Origin of the sequence: Acinetobacter sp. YH12227 (assembly GCF_013417785.1) — a bacterium.
GTDB classification, from domain to species: domain Bacteria; phylum Pseudomonadota; class Gammaproteobacteria; order Pseudomonadales; family Moraxellaceae; genus Acinetobacter; species Acinetobacter gandensis.
Window position 1 is genome coordinate 16,770 of sequence record NZ_VPDH01000001.1, and the last position, 19,998, is coordinate 36,767.

17 protein-coding genes and 1 riboswitch are annotated in these 19,998 nt (G+C 39.9%); of the genes, 10 read left to right on the forward strand and 7 right to left on the reverse strand.

Translation table 11 applies throughout. The features are described from left to right. Positions 1–51: 51 nt before the first annotated feature. Together thiC and FTV09_RS00095 are read right to left on the reverse strand one after the other, a co-directional pair. A complete protein-coding gene (gene thiC, locus FTV09_RS00090; protein WP_180056196.1) occupies positions 52–1,947 on the reverse strand; it encodes a phosphomethylpyrimidine synthase ThiC in 1,896 nt (631 codons plus the stop codon). 94 nt (positions 1,948–2,041) lie between these two features. Then, positions 2,042–2,168: riboswitch (TPP riboswitch) on the reverse strand. A 173-nt stretch (positions 2,169–2,341) separates the two neighbouring features. Further along, the gene (locus FTV09_RS00095) at positions 2,342–3,295 is read right to left on the reverse strand and encodes a hypothetical protein (protein ID WP_180056240.1); all 954 of its coding nucleotides are present in this window, start codon (positions 3,293–3,295) and stop codon (positions 2,342–2,344) included. A 332-nt stretch (positions 3,296–3,627) separates the two neighbouring features. On the opposite strand from FTV09_RS00095, the gene FTV09_RS00100 reads away from it, so the two are divergent. Together FTV09_RS00100 and phoU are read left to right on the forward strand one after the other, a co-directional pair. Next, complete coding sequence (locus FTV09_RS00100; protein WP_180056197.1) at positions 3,628–4,983, forward strand: TolC family outer membrane protein; 1,356 nt, start codon at positions 3,628–3,630, stop codon at positions 4,981–4,983. 83 nt (positions 4,984–5,066) lie between these two features. Then, positions 5,067–5,783: a phosphate signaling complex protein PhoU gene (phoU, locus tag FTV09_RS00105; RefSeq protein ID WP_067763104.1), complete on the forward strand. Its 717-nt coding sequence runs from the start codon at positions 5,067–5,069 to the stop codon at positions 5,781–5,783. Between the two features lie 73 nt (positions 5,784–5,856). Here phoU and FTV09_RS00110 read toward each other — a convergent pair whose 3' ends face one another. Next, on the reverse strand, positions 5,857–7,653 hold the full coding sequence (locus FTV09_RS00110) for an ABC transporter ATP-binding protein (RefSeq protein WP_180056198.1): 1,797 nt from the start codon (positions 7,651–7,653) through the stop codon (positions 5,857–5,859). Positions 7,654–7,811: 158 nt separating this feature from the next. Between FTV09_RS00110 and FTV09_RS00115 the strand changes: the two genes are divergently transcribed. Continuing rightward, positions 7,812–8,432, forward strand: coding sequence for an alpha-ketoglutarate-dependent dioxygenase AlkB (locus FTV09_RS00115; RefSeq protein ID WP_180056199.1), 621 nt, complete (start codon positions 7,812–7,814; stop codon positions 8,430–8,432). Between the two features lie 250 nt (positions 8,433–8,682). Here the strand turns inward: FTV09_RS00115 and FTV09_RS00120 are convergent, their stop codons facing one another. Next, positions 8,683–9,459: an IclR family transcriptional regulator gene (locus FTV09_RS00120; RefSeq protein WP_067763097.1), complete on the reverse strand. Its 777-nt coding sequence runs from the start codon at positions 9,457–9,459 to the stop codon at positions 8,683–8,685. 457 nt (positions 9,460–9,916) lie between these two features. Here FTV09_RS00120 and FTV09_RS00125 point away from each other — a divergent pair, with 457 nt between their 5' ends. From FTV09_RS00125 to FTV09_RS00135, 3 genes are read left to right on the forward strand one after another with little or no spacing between them, the layout of a single operon-like run. Then, positions 9,917–12,007: an FUSC family protein gene (locus FTV09_RS00125; protein ID WP_180056200.1), complete on the forward strand. Its 2,091-nt coding sequence runs from the start codon at positions 9,917–9,919 to the stop codon at positions 12,005–12,007. Beyond that, positions 12,007–12,213, forward strand: coding sequence for a DUF1656 domain-containing protein (locus tag FTV09_RS00130; protein WP_180056201.1), 207 nt, complete (start codon positions 12,007–12,009; stop codon positions 12,211–12,213). Before FTV09_RS00125 ends, FTV09_RS00130 begins: the two co-directional genes overlap by 1 nt. Positions 12,214–12,244: 31 nt before the next feature. Continuing rightward, a complete protein-coding gene (locus FTV09_RS00135) occupies positions 12,245–13,249 on the forward strand; it encodes an HlyD family secretion protein (protein ID WP_180056202.1) in 1,005 nt (334 codons plus the stop codon). A 111-nt stretch (positions 13,250–13,360) separates the two neighbouring features. On the opposite strand, the gene ruvX is transcribed toward FTV09_RS00135, so the two are convergent. Then, positions 13,361–13,804 carry a Holliday junction resolvase RuvX gene (ruvX, locus tag FTV09_RS00140; protein WP_067763090.1) on the reverse strand — a complete coding sequence of 148 codons (444 nt, stop codon included), beginning with the start codon at positions 13,802–13,804 and terminating at the stop codon, positions 13,361–13,363. Continuing rightward, on the reverse strand, positions 13,797–14,351 hold the full coding sequence (locus FTV09_RS00145; protein ID WP_067763263.1) for a YqgE/AlgH family protein: 555 nt from the start codon (positions 14,349–14,351) through the stop codon (positions 13,797–13,799). Before FTV09_RS00145 ends, ruvX begins: the two co-directional genes overlap by 8 nt. A gap of 281 nt (positions 14,352–14,632) precedes the next feature. Between FTV09_RS00145 and FTV09_RS00150 the strand changes: the two genes are divergently transcribed. Then, positions 14,633–15,358: a hypothetical protein gene (locus FTV09_RS00150; protein ID WP_180056203.1), complete on the forward strand. Its 726-nt coding sequence runs from the start codon at positions 14,633–14,635 to the stop codon at positions 15,356–15,358. A gap of 86 nt (positions 15,359–15,444) precedes the next feature. Here FTV09_RS00150 and recN read toward each other — a convergent pair whose 3' ends face one another. Next, positions 15,445–17,106, reverse strand: coding sequence for a DNA repair protein RecN (gene recN / locus FTV09_RS00155; RefSeq protein ID WP_180056204.1), 1,662 nt, complete (start codon positions 17,104–17,106; stop codon positions 15,445–15,447). 698 nt (positions 17,107–17,804) lie between these two features. On the opposite strand from recN, the gene FTV09_RS00160 reads away from it, so the two are divergent. The 3 genes from FTV09_RS00160 (at position 17,805) to FTV09_RS00170 (ending at position 19,997) form a co-directional block, all read left to right on the forward strand. Next, the gene (locus FTV09_RS00160) at positions 17,805–18,128 is read left to right on the forward strand and encodes a pyrimidine/purine nucleoside phosphorylase (protein WP_067763086.1); all 324 of its coding nucleotides are present in this window, start codon (positions 17,805–17,807) and stop codon (positions 18,126–18,128) included. 175 nt (positions 18,129–18,303) lie between these two features. Next, positions 18,304–19,053: a 23S rRNA (guanosine(2251)-2'-O)-methyltransferase RlmB gene (gene rlmB / locus FTV09_RS00165; protein ID WP_067763084.1), complete on the forward strand. Its 750-nt coding sequence runs from the start codon at positions 18,304–18,306 to the stop codon at positions 19,051–19,053. A 23-nt stretch (positions 19,054–19,076) separates the two neighbouring features. After that, complete coding sequence (locus FTV09_RS00170) at positions 19,077–19,997, forward strand: DMT family transporter (protein WP_180056205.1); 921 nt, start codon at positions 19,077–19,079, stop codon at positions 19,995–19,997. Position 19,998: the final 1 nt, after the last annotated feature.

Here is a 19,998-nt window from a genome sequence, read left to right on the forward strand (position 1 = left end):
CATTTCATCCTAACCGAGATTTTGTTGAATACAAAAGATTTTTTTTAGACTTTAGACTTTATGGTACAACTTTTGACCTTGGGCATGATAGGCATCTTTCATGCTTTGATAGCCGGTTTCAATCTCTGTACGTTGTTCCGTGGAAGTCTCTGTATTTTGTTGATTTTTTGCATAATCTCTCACATTTTGAGTGATTTTCATCGAGCAAAACTTAGGGCCACACATTGAACAGAAATGCGCAGATTTATGTGCTTCTTTTGGCATGGTTTCATCATGCATATTTCGTGCAGTGTCAGGGTCTAGGCTTAAGTTAAACTGATCTTCCCAGCGGAATTCGAAGCGTGCTTTTGATAAGGCATTGTCACGGGCCTGTGCACCCGGATGGCCTTTAGCAAGGTCTGCGGCATGAGCTGCAATTTTGTAGGTGATAATGCCATCTTTAACATCCTTTTTATCTGGCAGACCTAAATGCTCTTTTGGCGTTACATAGCAGAGCATTGCTGTGCCATACCAGCCAATCATAGCTGCACCAATGGCGGAGGTAATATGGTCATAACCGGGTGCAATATCTGTTGTAAGCGGCCCTAAAGTATAAAAAGGTGCTTCTTGGCAGACTTCAAGTTGAAGATCCATGTTTTCCTTGATCATGTGCATAGGTACATGGCCAGGGCCTTCAATCATGACTTGTACATCATGTTTCCAAGCACGGTGGGTCAGTTCACCTAATGTTCGTAATTCGCTAAATTGGGCTTCATCGTTGGCATCTTGAATACAGCCTGGACGTAAGCCATCTCCTAGACTAAATGAAACGTCATAGGCTTTCATGATTTCGCAGATTTCATCGAAATGCGTATACAAGAAGTTTTCTTTATGATGTGCTAAACACCACTGCGCCATGATTGAGCCGCCACGCGATACAATTCCAGTGAGTCGATTGGCTGTTAGAGGGACATAACGCAGTAGTACACCTGCATGGATGGTGAAGTAATCGACCCCTTGTTCTGCTTGCTCAATTAAGGTGTCTTTAAAGATGTCCCAAGTCAGGTCTTCAGCAACACCATCAACTTTTTCTAAAGCTTGGTAGATGGGTACGGTGCCAATCGGTACCGGAGAGTTTCGTATAATCCATTCACGGGTTTCGTGAATATTTTTACCCGTTGACAGGTCCATGATGGTGTCTGCGCCCCAACGCGTTGCCCAAGTCATTTTTGACACTTCTTCATCAATGCTCGAACCGAGTGCTGAGTTACCAATGTTGGCATTGATTTTCACTAAGAAATTACGGCCAATGATCATTGGCTCACACTCAGGATGGTTGATGTTGGCAGGAATAATGGCACGACCTTCAGCCACTTCCTGACGCACAAATTCAGGGGTAATTTCAGTTAAGTTTTTTGCCCCGAAGTTTTGTCCGGCATGTTGACGTGCATCGACACCGTCACGTTGACGCTGATTTTCACGAATCGCGATGTATTCCATTTCAGGAGTGATGATACCTTGTTTGGCATAATGCATTTGTGTGACATTGTGTCCGCGCTTCGCTCGGCGTGGTTTTGAAATATGAGCAAAACGGATGTTGGCCGTACGAATATCGCGTAAGCGTTCTTGACCAAATGTTGAGGTTAGGGTGTCAAGGATTTCAGTATCGTTACGCGATTCAATCCAGTTTTCACGGACATTCGGTAAACCTTGATTCAGATCAATCTGTACCGCTGGGTCGGTATAAACGCCAGAAGTGTCATAGACCATAATCGGCAAGTTTTTTTCGCCGCCTAGACCTGTTGGCGTGTCCGTTAATGCAATTTCACGCATTGGTACCTGAATATCAGGGCGTGAACCTTCAATATAGACTTTACGAGATGCGGGTAAAATTCGTGTCAGATCTTTGGCATCTTGCTCATGTTGAGCAGCGCGATCAGCAGCGGTGAGATTCGTTAATTGGTTCATTGCAATGATCCTTATGAAATGACATCAACGAATCAAGCACGACCAAAAACGTGGCGGTTTTTCCCTGGCAGTACAGGTTAAAATTGTGGCTTCAGTTTTCAGATGGCTTGATTCCTACGCAGGTATTAACCTGATCAGGTTCAACGGTACTCATCCTCAAATTTGGCAAGCCAAATTTAGATGATCTCAGCAGGAAATTACCTGCGCTCCGTCAAGCTTTGGGCGGATATTAGCATGAAGAATCGGCAAATACAGTGTCATTTTTAACAGTTCTTAAAGAACACGACAGTTGCCCAGATAATTTAATGCTGGCAGCAAGGCAGGCTTAATAACAAAATGGCCTTAAGGTGATATGAATATTGTCTGAAGTATTGTCTGATGAGATGAGATGAGATTAAGAAGATGAACTGAGGCACAGCGCATCTTTAAAGCAATCTTTTTTGTAATTCGGGGATGGATTTTTTAGCCCAATCGCTGCCTGTACTTGTTGAGCACTATGAGTGGTATTTTGCTCAAGTAGTTTCAGGAATTGGCGTGATTGATCCGCTATACGTGATTGATTCAGTTTAGCCAGCTTTTCGATTTCTTCTAAGGAGCTGGCTTGGATACTGAGGCGATCTGAAAAATCGTTTGATACCGGTGTATCTTGCATACCAGTAAACAAAAATTGGCTGTACAGGTACAACAATTGTTGAGCATCTTTTTGATAAGGACTTTCTGGATACTGCTTGAGATAGTCTTCCCAAAATAAAGCACGTGTTGCAATTTCTTGCGGTTCAATCATGAGGGTTTGTTGTAAAAAGACGGGTTGTAGGTTTTGTTCCGCCAGTTTTTCAATAAAGGCTTGCTCGGCATCACTCATATAAGGTGCAAAGACTTTGGCCAAATATTCAGGGCTGCGACGATACTGTAATTGTCCTGCACCGGCATCGAATAATTCCACATAGGCTTGACCTTTATGTTTGAGAAGGTATTGATCGCGAAGAGTCAATTGCTCGTAATGGCTTTGCTGAATGGTCGGGTGCTGTGCCATATCAAAAGCAAATTGTTCAAAAGCCATTTGCTGCTGTGCAGTGCGTTCAACGTGTAAAAAATTACGATACATTTGGTTAGATAAAACTAATAATTTTTTTTGTTGATCAGCTTCTAATAAAGGTAAACAAACTTTTAAATCTTGGTTAATTTGTTCAAGTGCAAAAGTGGTGCGTTGATCGTCAATTTCTTGCATATTCTTTTCAAGCTTCTGACACAGTAAAGACAAATCCACTGCTTCATTTTGAACAGTTTTTTTGTTCGGAAATTCTTGTGCAGGCTGGGGTTCAGGCTGTTGTTGGCATCCAAGCAACATGCTGAAAGACAGGCAGAGTACGCTGAATTTTACTGGCAGATTAAAAAGTTTTGACACAATGACCCGATGCGATAGAGATGAAGTTTGTCCGATGGAATGCCGACTATTTTATAGATGAAACGGGCGCATTATGTGTACTATTATGCAGTTGTTTGTTACAGCGTTGTGAGTAATGTCGAAAAACACCTAAAAACGCGATAAATTGTCTAAGTTGATGTAAAAAATTAATAAAAATCATACGCAAGTTTGCAGATTTATGATTAGTATCTGCTTAGTTTTAAATTTAAATATTCAGCCTTGGGTATTTGAATGTTAGGAATTTACGAAAAAAAATGAACAAAAAATTGGTTTTAAGTGCCTGTTTACTTTTGACGAGTCCATGGAGTTTTGCATTGGATCTTGTCGAGGCTTACGAACGTGCAAAACAAGCAGATCCCAATTGGCAGGCCAATAAACTGCAATATGAAGCAGATAAACTCAATTTAGGTATTGCGAACGGCAACTTACTGCCGACGGTCACAGTCTCAGGTAATGTTACACGTAAAAATCAAAATGCCAATCAAAGTGGAGCTCAAGCCGACTTGTTCATGCCTGATAGTACGACGTCCAAACAAATCGCGTTGACTGCGCGCCAACCTTTGTTTCGTTGGGATGCGTGGGAAGGTTTAAAACAGGTTAAAACATCAATCAATCTCAGTGAAATTAATTTAAAAATTCAAAAACAACAGCATTTATTAAATGTTTCAGAAGCGTATTTTAATGTGTTGCGACAACAAGCGCTTACAGTTGCAAATTTACAAGAAGAACAAGCGCTGTCTGAACAATTGCGTATGATGAATGCGAAGTTGAAAGAAGGTTTGGTGGCAAAAAGTGATGTCAGTGAAGCCAATGCACAGTATCAAAATGCGCGTGCCAATCGTATGGCGACCAATGTTCAATTGGTTTTGGCGCAGGAGCAACTACAACAGTTTATTGGGCCATATCGTGAAAATTTAGCCGTATTACGTGAAGATTTTGAATTTCAAAAACCTGTACCAAATAATGTGCAAGCATGGGAAGAATTAGCGCAAGGCCAGAATCTTGGCATTTTACAAGCGCATTTGCAAAAGCGTTATGCTGAAGATGGCAAACGCGTGGAAAAGGCTGCACTTTACCCACAGATTGAAGCGGTGGGGACTTATGGCTATAACAAGCAAAGTCCTGAATCGATCATGTCGCAAGACGGTCAATTTGATCAAATTGGCATTGAAATGAATTGGAATGTGTTTAATGGTGGCCGTACACAAAAATCCATACGGCAAGCGGCAGTCAACGTTGAGAAAAGCCAAGCACAAGTCGATGCTGCAATACGTAATGCAGAAACGGATGTAAAAAAAGCATATATGCAGGTTGAAACAGATCAGGCCAAGCTACAAGCTCGTAAAGCTGCAATGCAGTCTTCATCTCAAGTGTCTTTGGCTTCACAAGCGCAGTATCAAGAAGGTTTAAAAACTATGGTGGATGTGTTGTTGGCTCAGCGCAATGCATTTTCAGCTCGACAAGACTATTTAAACTCTAAGTATGATTATTTGCTACATGTACTTGAATTGAAAGCATCTGTAGGGAAATTGACCGAAGCTGATTTAGTTGAAATGAATGCATGGCTAGTTGATCAATCCAATCAACCTTCAATTTTGTTAAAGAAATGACTTTCGTCATAAAAGTTTCATAATGAATATGCTTTAATATTGCACGCAATTCTGCCGATTCATATTGCTGTGGAGATCATCCTTTGCCAAATAATCCTGTTTTAAATCATCATATTTCTTCACAATTTAATGAAGAGCTACAGGATGTTCATACCAAATTTATGACTATGGGTGGTTTGGTTGAACAGCAAGTGGCAAATGCCATTCATGCACTTTTGGACACAGATGCATCTATGGCAATTGATGTGCAGTTTCAAGACAATGCTGTCAACCGTATGGAAACAGAAATTGATGAAGCATTGACATTGATTTTAGCTCGTCGTCATCCAGCTGCAATTGATTTGCGTATGGTGATCGCTATGTCAAAAGCCAATACCGACTTAGAGCGTATTGGTGATGAAGCTGCAAAAATTGCTCGTATTGCCCAGAGTTTATGTGAAGAGGGTGGTTCACCACGTGGCTACATGGAAACACGCCATATTGGTAACCAAGTCCGTGTCATGATTCATGATGCACTAGATGCGTTTGCTCGTTTAGATGTTGATCAAGCTTTACGTGTGTTACTGGCGGATGCCGATATTGATCGTGAGTATCAGTCTGCGACGCGTACATTAATGACTTATATGATTGAAGATCCACGTCATATTACACGTGTTATGAATGTCTTGTGGGTGTTGCGTTCGCTTGAGCGTATTGGTGACCATGCACGCAATATTTCTGAGCAGGTGATTTATATGGTGAAAGGCTTAGACGTACGCCATACCAGCGTGGAAGAAATTGAACAGAAAGTTCAACGTTAATCACATCTGAACCCCCAGTTCTAAAAAGCCCATCAGTTGATGGGCTTTTTTTTAATGCAGAAGAGAGGCTGGTTTAACTATGTGTATCTTCATCCTCTTCAAAGGTACGGGCAATTTTTTCAATATTTAAACTTTTAGCCATCGCATCAAAGATCTCTTTATACACACCATCTTGGTGATAAAGCGCGTCATGCTCACCATGCTCAGCTATTTCACCCTCTTTCATGACATAGGTGTAATCCGCATCGATAATTTGCGACAAACTATGAGAAATAATAATGACAGTTCGCCCTTGTTTGATCTCGTCTAAACTTTGCTTAATTTGTTCAGTGGCAATCGCATCTAAACTTGCAGTGGGTTCATCTAAGAAAATAATCGGTGGATTTTTTAAGAACATGCGCGCCAAGGCGATACGTTGTTGTTGCCCCCCTGAAAGCATCAGCGCATCGGCATCATAGCCATTCGGCAGTTGTAAAATTTGTTCATGAATTGATGCTTTACGTGCGGCCTGCATCACGTCTTCGGTACTGGCATCGGTTTTGCCGTAGCGGATATTGTCAAAAATGGAGCCTTGGAAAATATGATTTTTTTGTAATACTAAGCCAATATGATCACGAAGATATTGTGTGTCGATATCTTTTAAATCTATGCCGTCAATGGTTATGGTGCCACTTTGCGGTTCAAAAAATTTATCTAACAAACTGATGAGCGTGGATTTTCCTGCACCAGATAAGCCAACTAAAGCAGTAATTTTATTAGGCTGAATGGTCATATTGATATTTTTCAGCGCATGGTGTCCATTCGGATAATAAAACTCGACATTGCTTAAATCGAACTGACCATGAATATTGGGTTTCTGTGTACCTGATTGTTCGATTTCGTCATCAGCCTCTAAAATCTTAAAGAAACTTTCTGAATAAATCATCGCGTCGTTCACTTCGTCATAAATACGATGTAAGGAGCGTATAGGGGCAGAGACGTTATTGAATAACAAGACGTGAAACATAATCATGCCAATACTCATTTGGCCATCAAGTACAAAATAAGCGGTCAAAATGATAATCAACACAATGCCAATTTGCTCGATAAAGGTCTTTAACCCATCAAACAAAAAACTGATTTGACGTGTTTGCATTTGATTGTCTGTGAGTTCTTTTTGTAATTTCAGCTGTTTCTCAGACTCAATACTTTCACGGTTAAATGATTTAATGACGGTGATCGAGTTAATAATACCGAGAATACCCTGACTTTTCTTTTCACGACCATCACGTAAATTACGTCGCCATCCACCTAGTTTTTGTGCTTGTTTGAAGGTGAGCCAGAAATAGATGGGTACAATACAGGTTGCCACCAAGCCAACATAGAAGTTGGCATAGTACATTAAGCCTAAAGCCACAATTGCACTGGTAAATAACGGTAAAATATCAATAAAAAATATTTGTACCAAACGTGTTAAAGAACCAATACCACGGTCGATACGCGTTTGTAATTTGCCAGCTTGATTGTTGTCATCATTAAAAAAAGCAAGGCGATAGGTCAGAAACTTTTCGATAATGCCTTGGGCTAAGTCTTGTGAAACCAAAATCCGCAGTTTTTCACCATAAAATTTTTGTCCAAATTGAACAAAAGCATTGATGATTTCTTTGCCTAATAAGATCACGCTAATGGTGATCAGAATATGCCAACCTTCAGCTAAACCTAAGCCTTGTTCGACTAGGCGATTAATACTATCAACAGCGTATTGCAAGGTGAGTGCATTGACCTGCGCGGTAAAAGAACCAATCAAGGTCATAATTAAAGTTGCAATCACCAAAATGCGATACGGTCTTACAAACGGTCTGAGCTTCTGAAACACATTCCATAAATTCATAAGCGATTATTTTTATTGTGAATAATTAAATTGAGTCTATGCCTGAAAAAATCATGCGACAAGTGATGACTTTGTATTGATTTGTGTCTGCGTTCATTGAGTTAAACTAAGCACTCATCATTATATTTTTGTGTGTGTTCTGAATATAGGTGTTTCAAATGAATTTAGACTTATTCAGTCCGATGCAACAAGACAATATCTTGCCATATGATGGGCAAGTACAAGACTATGGCCTAATTTTGAATACACAGGATAGTAAAAAGTACGCACAGTATTTTTTACAGCATTTGGCCTGGCAACATGATGAAGTAATCTTACATGGTCAATACTATAAAACGGATCGTAAAGTGGTTTGGTATGGCGATGCTAAGTATCAGTACCGTTATTCAGGCATGTTTAAACAGGCACTGATTTGGCAACCCGCCTTGTTGCGTTTAAAACAACATATTGAAAAATTGGTGGGGCACGAATTTAATTCCTGTCTTGCCAACCTGTATGAAAATGGGTTGCAGGCGGTCGGTTGGCATAGTGATGATGAACCATCTTTAGTGTCTCCGGATCAACAAGTGGTTATTGCCTCATTAAGTTTTGGTGCGAGCAGAAAATTTTGTTTTAAACATAAGTCGACTCAAGAAAAAGTTGAGATGATGTTACAGAGTGGTCAGTTGATCGTGATGCGTGGGCAAACTCAACGTCATTGGAAACATGCCATTATGAAGTCGACTAAAATTACAGAACCAAGAGTAAATCTGACTTTTCGTTATTTTTATCCTGAGTAAGGATGTAATGGAAGGTGTAATTTAAGGCATAAAAAAGCCCATACTGTGATGAGCTTTTTTAATTTCTCTGAGGAGAATTAAATTAGGAACGCTGTATTCAATGGTATAAATGAACACAAGAGCTGCTAAAGAACGATAATCATATTATGAGAATTTAAATTAAAAATATAATTATTAAATTCAATTAAATTGATTGATTCCTCAGATTAAACAAATTTAATCTTTACAACGAGACTAAATCTGTACAGATTTATAGGCTCTCATCCTCTTCAGTCATCGCGCTATATTTTTTTTCAATACGCATCGCGCTGTCTTGCATCATTTCCACCAATTTTTGAAAGTTCATAAATTCAAAACGGTTTTTAGATGCTAAAAGTGTCAAAGCTAACGGTGGCTCTTTACTGGAAAATTTGACTGGAATAGACAGGCTCGACATGTTTGGATCAACTTCACCATTAGAAAAATAATAGCCCTGCTTCTTGATCTTCTTCATCAGTAGCATGAACTCTTCTTCACTGTGGGCGAAGCCAACTTGTGCTAATTCATCAGAAAAGCGTTGGTAGTAATCTAAAATCCGCTGTTTAGGTAGTTGTGACAAAATAACTTTTGCAGATGAGCCTTTATACATTGGACGCGGGCTGCCGCGACCATAAGCCAATGCGGTATAGTCTTTGTACAGTTCATGATGCACATCAATGCAAGAATCTAGATTCAGGTGGGTCAACAGGCAACATGATTCTGTACGCTGCACAATTTCTTTCATGAAAGGAATACTGATTTGCACCAAAGGATCGGTGGTGCGAGAGATAAAATCTAGAACAGCAATTTTGGAACCGAGAATGTAATCCCCTGAAGTGCCACTTAAACGTTGTAACAACTCAGCAGACACCAGCTCTTTTAAATAACGGTAGCTCGTTGGTTTAGATAACCCCAATTCTTCACTAATAATGTCCACATTAATGACAGGACGTGAGACGGAGTATAAATCGAGCACGGTGAGAATTTTACCAAAACTGGAGAGCGCCATAAGAACCTGCTTGGTCAAAATAAAAATAAAATCAGTTAAGTTACTTTATAACAAATTGCGCGCGGTGATGCTGTGCTTTTCTACGTAACACATCGATATGGGCATTAAATGATGATTGTATGGTTAAGTTTCATGATAAATCATCAGTCGAACGTAGAATTATTTGTTATAAAAATACATAAATTATCATATTAAGATATTTTAATTGACATATATAATTATATTTGAAAAAATTGGTTCGAAAATATCCTATATTGATTAAGTAATCTGCATTGAGATAATGCGGTGAGATATTTTCTATTATTCCTATTCAAGTGACTGATTCCACTCACGAATAGCTTCTAAATTTTTGAACAAATATTCATCTAAGTCCTGATGGTTTGGGCAATTCATTGTGTGCTTCGCGACACGATGTGATGACTTATTTGCTTTAAAAGATGCCTCATAGAGAATACATATGTTGCTAACGAAACAAATACTCGCTTTTCGGCCCAATCGTTTGGACTGGATATTTGCGTTTAAAACGTTTACAGCAGGGATGTTGGCTTTATATGTGGCATTCGAACTGAATTTAACTTATCCCATCTGGGCGATTGGGACGGTATTTGTTATTGCAAATCCATACTCAGGTATGACGTCATCGAAAAGTATCTATCGCGTTTTAGGGACTTTTTTAGGTGCTGCTGTGTCGGTCGTGGCCATGCCACATCTGATCCACATGCCCGTCTTATTTACCGTATTTCTAGCGGTTTGGGTTGGCTTTTGCTTATATTTATCATTACTTGACCGTACACCCCGTAGTTATGTGTTTTTGCTGGCAGGTTATACCACCGTCATCATTTGCTATAACGTGGTGTACTTCATAGATACCGCTTCTATTTTTGATATGGCGGTAGGCCGCTTTTTAGAGATTACTGTCGGTGTGGTCTGTAGCGCACTGGTGGGCACCACAATTTTTCCAATGCATATTGGCCCAGCAGTAGAAGGCCGAGTTTTAAAAACTTTTCAAGATACCAAAGCGATTTTTGACCGTATTTTGCAAGATGCATCAGAGCTGGATAATTATTCTAAGTCTTTGGGAACAATAGCCCGTGATATTGCCGATATTCATGTTATGGCAGTGCATTTATCCTACGAAAAATCGACTTTGCAAGGGATGACTCGCCCGCTACAGGAAATGCTACATCAACTCAGTTTGTTGGTGTGTAATTTGGTAGCGATGTCGGAGCGCATAAAACAATTGGATGAGGTCGATGGACGCTATCGTCTAAATTTGGCCAAAGCACATGCGCATATTTCTGATTTTTTACAAGATCGGCATGAGATTGATGAAGCTACGCTGAATCAATTACCAGAACATTTTGAAGCAGACTTTGCTGCAATTATGGCGAATTCACATCCGTCTCAACAGATTATGTTGGGTAGCTTAAAAATGGATATCCGCCATTTTATTCAAAATGTGCGCGCGGTGAAATTGTTGTGGCAACGTATTCAATGCGGTGATTCAACCTTGCCCGCAATGTTAATGCCAATGAATACGACGCCTTATCCAACATTACATCGTGATGCTGGCGTGGCGATTCGTGGTGGAATTTCAGCATGTTTAATTGTGTTGATTGCTACGGTTTTTTGGATTGTCAGTGGCTGGAAAGCAGGCTTTATGATGGCTGAAATGGCGGCCATTAGTGCATGTATTTTGACGTCCATGGACAACCCTGTACCTGCTTTGAAAATGTTTATCCGTGCCAATTTATATGCAGGGGTGATGGTGTTTATATATGCCTACGGCATATTTCCGCATGTGACTGTATTTTGGCAGTTAATCGTGGTGCTAGCGCCATTTGTAATGTATTGCCTGATGTTGTTTTTACATCCACCGCTAACAGGAATTGGTTTGCCATTGTTAATGGGAACCATTATGGGGCTGAACTTCCAGAACCGTTATAGCCTCGATCAAGTATTTTTCTTTGATGCTTCGATAGGGACAGTTATTGGTCCCATTATTTCAGTATTTATCATTCATCTGGTTCGTGCGATGTCTCCAGATATTACAGCACAGCGTATTTTAGCCCTGCACTATAAAGCTATACGTCAAGCGTTGTATTTGCCGTATGGGCTGCAATTCCGTATTCATTTACGTAGCATGCTCGACCGTATTGGGGTGTTAAATAGCAAAATTGTGCAATCTGATCCATTAAAACAATACATTCAATTGGCTTTGGTAGAATCCAGTGCAGTGGTTGATTTACCGCGTTTACAAGAGTTGAAAAATAAATTTGATGTAGAGCATCCGATCGTGGTGGCTTTAGAAGACCTGCAACAGGATTTAGATGAATATTTCCGTGCTAAAGAGAATGCTCAACATCATTTGATTGCTGATTTACAGCAGCAAATGATTGAAAAAATACAACAGTTGCATGTCGCAGCTTCTGAACTTGAACAACAAGATATAAGTCTGAGAATTCAATATTCTTTAAATAATATTCAAAGTAGTTTGTGCCATGTTTTGCACAGTTACCCAACCAAAACTGAAATCGGGAGTGTGTAATGGGTGAGCTCAATATCTATGGCGTTTATGTTCCGATTTTATTGATACAAGCCGTGTTGGCGTATGTGTTACTGCGCATTGTCATGTTTGGGGGCGACCGTTTGGTGGAACAGGGGTGGATTGCGCAACCGAATATTTTTTACCTGTGTGTATTTGTCGTTTTGCTGTGGTTGGTGCATTACGCTTGTATTTTGTGCCAAATCTAGGCCAATGTTCTGAAATGATTGAGGTGAATTCATGAATACTGTCAACGTACGTAAATTCGTACGCCCCATTTTATTAATCATTGTGGTCTGCGTGGCATTAATGGCTTTAAAACATATTTGGGATTATTACAATTCTGAACCATGGACACGCGATGGTCGTGTACGTGGAGATGTGATTCAAGTTTCGTCAGATGTTTCAGGCTTGGTTACAGAGGTCTTGGTACAAGATAATCAGCAAGTGAAAAAGGGACAAGTACTGTTTCGTATTGATGTGGCACGCCAAGCTTTAGATGTCGAACAAGCAAAGTCTGATTTAGCAAAAGCCAAAGCTGAACTTGCAGGCGCAGAAGCAGAATTGGCCGCATCTAAAGCCAATTTGGTGAAATCACAGGCCAATATTCATTTGGCAGATAAAAATGCCAACCGCTATGCCAACTTAATGGATGGAGCAATTTCGAAACAAGAGCAAGATCAAATGTTTGCAGCGCGTGATCAATCACATGCTGAACATGAACAAACTGCTGCAGCCATCGAGCAAGCCAAAGCCAATGTGATTCAACAAAAAGCATTAATTGAAGTGGCTAATAGTAATTTGCATTTAGCGCAGTTGAATTTAAAACGCTCTGCTGTGATTGCGCCGAATGATGGCACATTGTCGAATTTTGAATTAAAGGCAGGGAATTACGTCAAAGTTGGGCAGGCGGTTGCAGCATTAATTGATCGTGAGCAAATGTACGTGGTGGGCTATTTTGAAGAAACCAAACTAGATAAAATCAATGTTGGTGCGCCTGCAAGCGTTCAGCTCATGGGGAGTTCAGAGACTTATAAAGGGCATGTACAAGGTGTGGCAAGTGGTATTGAAGATCGTGAACGTACTTCAACAAACGGTCTTTTGGCCAATGTCAATCCAACCTTCAGTTGGGTGCGTTTAGCACAACGTGTTCCTGTGAAAATTGTATTGGATGAAGTGCCGCATGATCAATTGGCCTTTGTGGCGGGACGTACTGCGACTGTGCATATTATCGATAAAAAATAAAATCAAAGACTGTTCATTTTCAATCATTTTATAAATTTCAGCACTCAATCATCATAAAAAAAGCATCCTCAAGAGGATGCTTTTTTTATATCGGTTAATGCTTTTTTCAGCTTAAGGTTTTACCCCAACTGGATTGCGATACCAACTTTCTATAAATAACGCAGCTGCGATACTGTCGGCTGAAATATTTTTACCGCGACCTTGCGCTTGGTAGTGTCCCAATTCGTCCCGTGCTTCACGTGTAGTTAATCGTTCATCTACCATTAGGGTTTCAATATTGGTCTGATGACGTAAACGGCGCGCGAATTTACGTGCCCGCGTTGAAAGTTCAGATTCACTGTCATCCATATTGAGAGGTAGGCCAATAATGAACAAATCGGGTTGATATTGCTTCACAATTTTAAGCAAGTTATCCCAATTAGGAATACCATCTTTCATCGGGAAGAGCGGAAGTGGATTGGCGCTTTCAATCAGTGCTTGTCCTACTGCCATCCCTGTTTTCTGTGTGCCAAAGTCGAAGGCCATAATCATTTGATGCGTTGCTGTTTCAGGCATGTCCAATCTCAGACGATAACCACATACGGTCAACCCCCATTTTTTTATAGGCGGCATCCCAACGGTCGTCATAAGGTAAGTTAAAAATTAAATCCATATCTGAGTCGCAAATGAGCCAATCACCACGAGTGATCTCTTCTTCAAGCTGGTTTTTACCCCAACTGGCATAGCCTAACGCTACTTGATAACGACCAACACCTTCATTGTGGGCAATTGCATCTAAAATATCTTTGGATGTGGTTATACAAACATTTTCACCAATTGCGATCGATGAATGCCAAGTCGGTTGACCGGTGTGAAGAACAAAACCTGCTTCTGGGCGTAAAGGGCCACCTTGCAACACTTCATGAGGTCGCACATTATCCGCCTCAATTTCGAGATCATTCAAGAGTTCTTTAATTTGCAAGCCAGATGGACGGTTAATAATTATACCTTGAGCACCATCTTCGTCATGACGCGCAAGGTAGATCACGGTATTGGCAAAAAAATCGTCGCTCATGTCTGGCGGAGCAATTAGGCAGCGATGCGTCAGGTATTGTTTTGTCACCAGGGGCATTCTCCTTTTATTCTTGGTGGAGCCAAGTATTGTTTTACTTGATGCTTTCAACTTACAAGAGAAATACGTATTCACCAAATGATTTTGCAAAGAAAGATAGAATTTATCACCGGATAGGCTGGTTTTATCTGAGTAAAAATGATGAATTGGGCAGTGAAATGGCGATATTCAGATACGTATTTACATCATAACCCTGCATAATCCATTCGAGCTGAGTTGCTAAAATAGTCTTTAAGCAAACGATATGTATGTTTAGAGATTAGGGTGATTAAATGAAAATAAGTCATAAAATGATCGTTTTATGTTTTTTGGGTTGTATCTCAAATGCATCCTTTGCTGATCTTGCGACACTACAAAAGCAAGAGCCTAAAGTCATTCAACAATTTCAAAAATCTAATTTTTATGAAGTGAATACTGATATTGAACAGGCCGTAGTCAGACTCATTGCCAATGATCCAAGTAGCTTTAAACATAATTTTGCCCAGTTAGAAAAACAAGGCTATGTGCATATCCAGTATTCACCTGACAAAAAACTGAAATTTTATAGTTTTGATGTTTCGGGTGGTGGAACGATGGGTGAGTGGAGTAATTATGTACAATATGCTACCGCTAAAACTCAGCACTTAGATGAATTTGAATCAGGTTATATCAATCAAATACAGCCAGTACGTGTTCAAAATAAAACTGTTTATTTGGTGCGAAGCTACTATAAAGGCGATAGTTGTACCGGTGTACATCATTTAAGAGCAGTAGAAATTGGCCCGAAGCAATTACTCAAATCCTATGTATTCAACACCAAGCAAAAGAATTTGCATGAAATATCCGTTGATTACGATTGTCGTTATGATCAAGAGCGTAATAATCAGCAAAATTATATAAAAGTTGCTGCTAAGCAGGTTGATGTAATGCTGTTAAATCAGAAGCTACAACCACAGCATCGTTATTTGCGCTATAGCTTGGGTTCAAAAGGATTCGTTTATCAAGGTATTGTTAAATAAAAAAGTATTTTTTATTTAATTAGAAAACTTCGTCTATAAAAAGCCTCGTTCATACTTGAACAAGGCTTTTTAAAATCATTAAAATATTAACTGTGTTGAAACTTTAATTGACGTAAGTGCTTGGCGTGTTGCAATGTGGTATCGCTTATTTCGACACCGCCTGTCATGCGTGCTAATTCTAGAATGCGCTGTTCTTCTTCCAAGTCCACAATTGTACTGCTAGCTGGGTCTGTCTGACGTTTTTTCACCAACAGATGTTGATCAGATTGCGCTGCAACTTGGGCCTGGTGAGTAATACATAAAATTTGCACATGTTGAGCAAGATCAGCTAAGAGACGGCCAACGATTTCTGCTGTACCACCACTGATCCCGACATCAATTTCATCAAAGACTAAAACTTCTGAATCGGTTTTCTCAGCATTCATCACTTGCATGACCAATGCAATACGAGACAATTCACCACCTGAGGCAACACGTGCCAAGGGCTGTGCAGGAATCCCTTTGTTGGCAGTAAATAATAATTGTATGAAACTTAGACCTTCACTGGATGCTTGCTCTAAAGGCTCAAATTTAAATTCAAAATGGGCTTCAGGTAGCGCAAGTTGTTTGACTTGCTCAGTGAGTTGTTTCGCGAGCGAAGTTGAACCTTCACGGCGAATATTATCCAAATGCTGTGCTTTGGCTAAAAAGTCTTGATGTGAAACTTCGACTTGTTCTGCAAGGGTTTCAGGATCTTCCAATTGATGTAATTGTTCAAGCTCGGTTTGCCACTGTTCGTACTCGGCTTTTAAATCTTCTGGCTGGGTACGATATTTACGTGCTAGGCGATGGAAACCTTCAAGTTGAGTGTTCAATTCTTCCATACGCTCAGGGTCGAAACTTTGACGATCCATGAATTGACGTAAATTTGCTGTGGCATCTTCCATCTCACTTTGTGCATTCAGCAGTGAAGCATGAATTTCTGAAAGTTGGTCACTTCGTCCTGCATGTGATTCGAGACGACGTAAAATGGAAGAAACTTCCTGATTGATATTTTGTTCTGCTTCATCTAGCGCATTTAAGCTATATGAACAATCTTGCATGATATGTTCATGATGGCTGAGGCGATCAAATTCTTGTTCAATTTCTTTGTAATCTTGCTGAACTGTGTCTTCAAGTTCTTCGAGTTGTAATTCAAGCGTTTCAATGCGCTGTTTACGTGTCGCTTGTGCATCTAAGGCAGCTTGATGCTGACGAATATCTTTTTGCCATTTACTATATGCATCACGCACATTTTGTGCAGGTTCATATAGGTTGTAATAACGGTCTAGCCAATGCTTTGGATAGGGCGGTTCTAGTAACTGCTGCTGACTATGTTGGCTATATAATTGCACCAAAAGACGGCCAATTTCTTTTAATTCAGATAGGCTGCTTGGTCGGCCATTAATCCATGCTTTACTACGTCCTGTAGCAAAAATCACACGGCGTAAATGGATTTCACCTGATTCATCATCCAGTTCATGTTCTTTTAACCAGATCGCCTCAGCACTATTGTCTTGATAGCTAAAAGTAGCTGTGACATCGGCTTTTTCTGATCCGAAACGTACATAATTGGTATCGGTACGTTCACCTAAACATGCTGACAGTGCATCGAGTAGAAGTGATTTACCTGCACCTGTTTCACCGGTTAGAACATTAAAACCTTTTTCGATATCAATGGCTAAATGGTCGGCTAAAGCAAAATTGATCAGAGTTAAGTGTGTCAGCATAAACGCATCCAAGCTGCGAAAAGTGTAGGTTAAAGATAGTCAGAATTTGTTTTTGTCACAAGATCAGTTTTATTTTTTGATGAACTAAAACAGTCATATTCTATCTGAAAATGATGATAAAAATATAACTTCAATGTGCTAGAGCGTCATTCAGTTAAATACAATTTTTTTTTAACGATGTATTTTGTAGCATTTGAGTGATGGACTGCATGGCTAAATTTTTTTTCATATTTTGAAGGAATCGGGCTAAAGCGAATTGGGGATTGGGCTTCGATCCTTTTCATTAAATTGAAATGAGGCTGGATAAAAATAGCCATGTGCTTAATGGTGCTAATTAATTGTTCGTTCAGTATTTATTAAAATGAGATCTGTAAAGATTTTATTGGTTGTTCAATTTTAATATTGGGTAATGATAAAAGGTTTTTTAATGGTTGGTTTTTATTTAAATTTAATACACAAAAATGCTCTGCAACTTTAGTGGATGATCCCTGAAAATGCATTTGTCAGCTAAGGGGGAGTTGATTTAGACTTTCGAAAAATCAATTGCTTTGACCCTGAAATTCATGCTGTTGGTTCAAGGATGAGTTTATAGAAAATATTGATTCACGCTTCATCAAACACAGATTGATTAGTTGTTGCAGCACAATTAAACTACATCCATCAAAATATTATAAATATGCTTTATCTGGAGAAAACGCATGTCAGCTCAGTTTGATCATGTATCGGTAATTAAGAAATCAAATGTTTATTTTGGCGGTCTATGCATCAGCCATACTGTGCAATTTGAAGATGGAACAAAAAAAACACTGGGTGTTTTACTTCCAACTGAACAAGCTTTGACATTTGAAACACATGTGCCTGAACGTATGGAAATCATTTCAGGTGAATGCCGTGTTCAAATTGCGGATAGCGAAGAAAGCGAATTGTTCCGTGCGGGTCAATCTTTCTATGTCCCTGGCAACAGCCGTTTTAAAATTGAAACTGATGAAGTGCTTGATTATGTATGCCATTTAGAAGGTTAATCACTACACTGATTTAGACACAGTTTTTTTAACCTGAATCGGTTAAACTACTGTTCAAGCATAAATCCTGTAAAGCTTGCTTTGCAGGATTTTTCTTTTTGGATATATGTAAGTTCAGAGGGTTATCCACTCTGTAGCTCAGTTAGATTGAAGTTTGCAAATTTAGAGGTCGTTCATGGCAAAACCGGAATATTTTTATGGCGTTCATGCAGTGGAGTCATTACTGGAACTCGAGCCAGAACGTGTTTTAACTTTGTTTGCTTTAAAAGGTCGTGAAGATCAGCGTTTACAACGTATTTTTGAATTGGCTGAACCTTTTGGCGTATCTATTCAAAAAGCCAGTCGTGACAGCTTAGAAAAATTAGCAGGTCAACCCTTTCATCAAGGCGTAGTGGCTGCGGTTCGCCCGCATCCTGTATTAAATGAAAAGGATTTAGATAGCTTACTTCAAGCCAAACCAAATGCTTTACTTCTGGCATTGGATCATATTACCGACCCACATAACTTAGGTGCGTGTATTCGTACAGCAGCGGCAATGGGTGTGGAAGCAGTGATTGCGCCTCGTGATCGCTCAGCAACTTTAACGCCGACTGCACGTAAAGTTGCTGCAGGTGGCGCTGAGAAAGTGAAGTTCATTCAGGTTACGAATTTGGCACGTACTTTAGGACACATGAAAGAAGAATTTAATGTGCGTGTTGTTGGTACGATGTTGGATGAAAAAGCACTCCCAATTCAACAGTTTGATTTTAAAGACACAGGTATTTGTGTGGTAATGGGCGCGGAAGATACTGGACTACGTCCAATTACCCAAAGCCAATGTGATCAAACTGTTTACATTCCAATGGCGGGCAATCTACAAAGTTTGAATGTGAGTGTCGCAACCGGTATGGCATTGTACGAAGCATGTCGCCAACGAAATCTTTAATGAATACTCGATAGAAACTTAATATGTCTCCCCAAAAGCAAGGTTACCTGTATGTCCTGATTACGATGTGTATTTGGGGTGGGTTTACCTTAACGGCACGTTTAAGTGCCAATTGGGGCATTAGTGCTTGGGATATTACCGCGCTGCGGTTTGCTCTAGCCTTTTGCATCCTGATGCCGATATTAATTTATAAAAAAGATACGGCTTTTTTATGGAAAAAAGAGCCGTTTATCTTGGCAATGATTGGCGGGGTGACATATTGTTTGACTGCCTATAGCGCATTTCATTATGCACCAGCTGCACATGCTGCCATTTTTCTCAATGGTTGTATTCCATTATGTACAGCCTTTGCGGCTTTTCTTATCTTTAGACAGCCACTAGATAAACATACTTGGATCAGCGTCTCGATTATGCTGAGTTCCATTGGTGTTATGAGTTATCTGATGTATATGGAATCAGGTGTAGCTTTTGGTTTAGGTGATTTGCTATTTTTCATCAGTGCAATCTGGTGGGGGATATTTACCGTACTGTTAAAGCAGTGGAAACTATCGGCATGGCATGCAATGTCTGGTGTGGCGATCTGGTCCGCTATTATTTTTGTGCCCATCTATTTGCTATTTTTCCCGAAACATTGGTCTGATCCTGAGCCGATGCAACTGATTGGTCAGGTCGTTTTCCACGGTATTTTTGTGGTAATCATCGCAACATTAACTTATGTCGAAGCGATTAAGCGATTGGGTGCATTTAAGGCAGGAAGTATTGTGACTTTGGCGCCTTTTATCGCAGCAGTTTTGGCAGTGCCTTTACTGGATGAGCCTTTGAGCGTGGCTATTATTTGTGGTTTGCTCGGGATGGGTATTGGTGCAATACAACCATGGAAATGGTTGGGCCGGCAAGATACTTTAGAGAAGCAACTACAGCAACAAAAAAAGCAGTCTGATTGAG

Bases quoted from the DNA above. Each gene is read 5' to 3' on its own strand.
- thiC (WP_180056196.1), bottom strand. From the start codon at position 1,947: ATGAACCAATTAACGAATCTCACCGCTGCTGATCGCGCTGCTCAACAT.
- FTV09_RS00095 (WP_180056240.1), bottom strand. From the start codon at position 3,295: ATGTTGCTTGGATGCCAACAACAGCCTGAACCCCAGCCTGCACAAGAA.
- FTV09_RS00100 (WP_180056197.1), top strand. From the start codon at position 3,628: ATGAACAAAAAATTGGTTTTAAGTGCCTGTTTACTTTTGACGAGTCCA.
- FTV09_RS00110 (WP_180056198.1), bottom strand. From the start codon at position 7,653: ATGAATTTATGGAATGTGTTTCAGAAGCTCAGACCGTTTGTAAGACCG.
- FTV09_RS00115 (WP_180056199.1), top strand. From the start codon at position 7,812: ATGAATTTAGACTTATTCAGTCCGATGCAACAAGACAATATCTTGCCA.
- FTV09_RS00120 (WP_067763097.1), bottom strand. From the start codon at position 9,459: ATGGCGCTCTCCAGTTTTGGTAAAATTCTCACCGTGCTCGATTTATAC.
- FTV09_RS00125 (WP_180056200.1), top strand. From the start codon at position 9,917: ATGTTGCTAACGAAACAAATACTCGCTTTTCGGCCCAATCGTTTGGAC.
- FTV09_RS00130 (WP_180056201.1), top strand. From the start codon at position 12,007: ATGGGTGAGCTCAATATCTATGGCGTTTATGTTCCGATTTTATTGATA.
- FTV09_RS00135 (WP_180056202.1), top strand. From the start codon at position 12,245: ATGAATACTGTCAACGTACGTAAATTCGTACGCCCCATTTTATTAATC.
- ruvX (WP_067763090.1), bottom strand. From the start codon at position 13,804: ATGCCTGAAACAGCAACGCATCAAATGATTATGGCCTTCGACTTTGGC.
- FTV09_RS00150 (WP_180056203.1), top strand. From the start codon at position 14,633: ATGAAAATAAGTCATAAAATGATCGTTTTATGTTTTTTGGGTTGTATC.
- recN (WP_180056204.1), bottom strand. From the start codon at position 17,106: ATGCTGACACACTTAACTCTGATCAATTTTGCTTTAGCCGACCATTTA.
- FTV09_RS00160 (WP_067763086.1), top strand. From the start codon at position 17,805: ATGTCAGCTCAGTTTGATCATGTATCGGTAATTAAGAAATCAAATGTT.
- rlmB (WP_067763084.1), top strand. From the start codon at position 18,304: ATGGCAAAACCGGAATATTTTTATGGCGTTCATGCAGTGGAGTCATTA.
- FTV09_RS00170 (WP_180056205.1), top strand. From the start codon at position 19,077: ATGTCTCCCCAAAAGCAAGGTTACCTGTATGTCCTGATTACGATGTGT.